2 protein-coding genes are annotated in these 2918 nt (G+C 71.4%); both read right to left on the reverse strand.

Annotation, left to right across the window (positions count from 1 at the left end):
- Nucleotides 1–113: 113 nt before the first annotated feature.
- Nucleotides 114–506 carry a MerR family transcriptional regulator gene (locus VIW71_RS13575; protein WP_331622421.1) on the reverse strand — a complete coding sequence of 131 codons (393 nt, stop codon included), beginning with the start codon at nucleotides 504–506 and terminating at the stop codon, nucleotides 114–116.
- A gap of 1571 nt (nucleotides 507–2077) precedes the next feature.
- On the reverse strand, nucleotides 2078–2918 hold an 841-nt coding region (locus VIW71_RS13580; protein WP_331622422.1), incomplete at its 5' end, for a thioesterase II family protein.

Raw genomic sequence — 2918 nt, forward strand, 5'->3', positions numbered from 1 at the left:
CCGGCGCGACCGGCGGCGCCCCGCCGATCGGCAGCCGCGGTCACGCCCACGGCGACCACCGTCCGGTGAGAGCCATGGGCGTCACCCCCGTCCGTCGAGGACGGCCCCGCGGGTCAGTCCGCCACGGACGCGGGCAGGCTCTGGACGAGGGACTCTAACCGGCGCAGCGCCTCGTCGCGCTGTTCCACCTCCTGATGGAAGTCGTCGCGGTACTGCTGGACGATGCCGCAGCGGGTGGAGAAGGTGTCGCGACCCTGCCGGGTCAGTGCCGCAAAGCGGATCATGTCGTCCACGCTCAGACCGGCCGCCCGCATCACGCCGATCAGCTCCAGCCACCCCAGGTGGTCCGCGCTGTACCGGCGGCGTCCGCCAGGACCACGGCTGACGTTGTGGATCAGCCCCAACTGCTCGTACCAGCGCAGGGTGTGCGCGGCCAGCCCGCTGATCCGCTCCATTTCGGTGATCGTGTAGAGCTTTCTATGGGCAGTGGCCCGGTCTTCGGACATGTGGGGGACCTTCCCTCGGGATTACGGGGTCTTGGGCGGTGTCGAAGTGCCGAAGCGGCGGTAGCACTCGGCGGTGGCACTCAAGGAACCTGTTCGTCGCGGTCCGGCCGCGGGAGGTGTCACCAGGGACGCCGACCTCTCCACGGACCGGGAGCGGGGACCGTCCCGTCGGGGAGGGCGGACCGCTGGGAGCCTTTCGGCGTCAGGCGGGAGCCGGGCCGCGTCGACCGCCCCCACACCTACCGGCCGCCTCACCGGGAAGGAGGGCTCCGCGTATCGCTGGTGCGCCCTCGCGGCCACCTCCGCTGCCGTCTCCGCGGCCGAGGCGCAGCACCGGGCACGGCCGTACGACCGGTCGGCTTCCGTGGCGCGGCCGTCCGCTCCCCGGCCGGCTTCGGGGTCGGCGGCGACCCCGGTCTGCGGCGGCGGGACAGGAGAGCCCAGGCTGGTCATTATCACTCCTGGATCTCGACAGAGTGCTCCTTTCCTTTTTCTTTAGTACTCTCTATGGAATCATCTCCTTCCACCCTCCAGTTCTCGGACACGAGGGGGGAGCCGAAGCGGACGAACGGGTGTGATTCCGACGGGAATGCAGGCAGAATCTGTGCGCGGTCACGAGGCGAGTCGCGAGTGATTACACCGGGCACTTTCCGGAGTGGTCAGGCCATAGGTTTACAGGGCGTGTTCCCGGTGGCCGCGGCAGGCCGTCGGCGGCGGTGATCCTGTCCCGTTCCGTGCGGCGGACGATACTGAGGGCGGTGTCGCACAGGCGGCCGTCACGCGGACACCCGGCCGGTACCGCTCGGGAATCCGCCGCGGGATCCGCGGACGCCGAACCGCCGGCTCCCATAAGCAGCCAGGACCGCGACGTTGTCGCCTCGGCACGACCGACGGCCAGATGGCGCGACGGGTCGTCACCCGACTCCCGGTGCTCGGGCCGTTCACCTGCCGCGTCACCTCGGCGCCGACGCTCCGGCGCGCGACTGGTCGGGGCGACGGGTGGTACACGGCCGTGCGGGAATGGACAACATCAACATCGTCATGTCGATCCTTCCAAGCAAGGAAGACCCGGAGTCAGACCACCGGCGGGCTGATGATAAGCCTTTAACGAGAGATGCCGCAATAACGACGCCGGACATCGGATAATGCTTTCCCGCCGGTTTCAGGAAGGGGCTTCCGATAGCTGATACAGGAACGTAAAGCACCCTTTTGCGGTTGTGTTACGACCGGCAACAGACCGATGAAAAAGGGAGAATCCGGATATGGCGTCCGTTCCGCGAGGAGACGGACCCGGTCACCGGACGCCGATAAGGCGGGGCACCTCACCGATCCGGAACGGCACGGGACGCGGACTCCGGCGGCCTGTGGCGGCGCACATCCGGCGCCGATCGCACAACGTACCGCGTTGCGCACGCCGGAGCCGAGGCCGCCGCGGAGGGCGTTCTCCGTGAGCGGTCTCGGCGAGGTGCGGAAGCGGGGTGCCGGTCCGTGCCCGGGAACGGCGGCCGGTGCGGGACGCCGTCGCCGGCCGCCGTCATCGCGACGGCGCGAGGCAGGGCCCGCAGACCGCGCTACCGTGGCCGCCCGGTGTGCCCGCGGCCGGCGCCACCGGACGGCTGGAGGACCCCTGAGATGGCCGCGACGACCCGCTCCGGTTGCTCGTGCGGGAAGAAGTGCCCCCCGGGAAGCACGTGGTACCGGAAGTCCGCACTGGTCAGCGTTCGCCATCGGGCGACGGCGTGCGGAGGCGCCACTTCGTCCTGCGCGCCGGCCAGGGCAAGGATCGGGTACGGCAGCGGCGGACGTACCCGGGCACCGTGCTCGGCGAGCATCCCGAGGTCCGCGCGCAGCGTCCGCACCACCGCCCTCGCCACCGCCCGGTGGCCCAGCGCCGGGGCAGCAGTGCCACCCAGCGATCGCAGCCACGTCAGCAGGCTTTCGTCCGTACCGCCGACCGGACCGCCCGGCCTGCCGGGACGGCTGCCGGAGACGACCAGGGCCAGCGGCGGCGGCAGCCCGTCCGCCAGCAGTCGCAGTGCGGTCTCGTACGCGATACGCGCCCCCATGCTGTGGCCGAACAGCACGAACGGCCCGGTGCTCGGGAAGGAGCCGAGCACGCCGTCCACCACCTCGTGCACGCGGGTGAGCAGTGGCTCGTGGTACCGCGTACCGTGCCCGGGGAGTTCCACCGGGACGATCTCGAGCCCGGCGTGCGCGGCGGCCCGCCTCCAGGGGAGGTACGCCTGGGCCGTGCCGCCCGCGTGCGGAAAGCAGTAGACGCGTACCCGGCCGCCGGTACCCGCGTGCGGCGCACCGGTGCCGCGGGCGGCGCCGGTGTACGGCGTCCAGGGGTCGGTCATCGGGCCGCCCTCTCGCGTGCGCTCCCCGACGCCGGGGCCCGCCGTGGCGGCG

The sequence above is a fragment of the Streptomyces sp. genome, assembly GCF_036524955.1.
Lineage (GTDB): Bacteria > Actinomycetota > Actinomycetes > Streptomycetales > Streptomycetaceae > Actinacidiphila.

Coding starts and splice junctions, on each gene's coding strand:
- VIW71_RS13575 (WP_331622421.1), bottom strand. CDS start 506: ATGTCCGAAGACCGGGCCACTGCCCATAGAAAGCTCTACACGATCACC.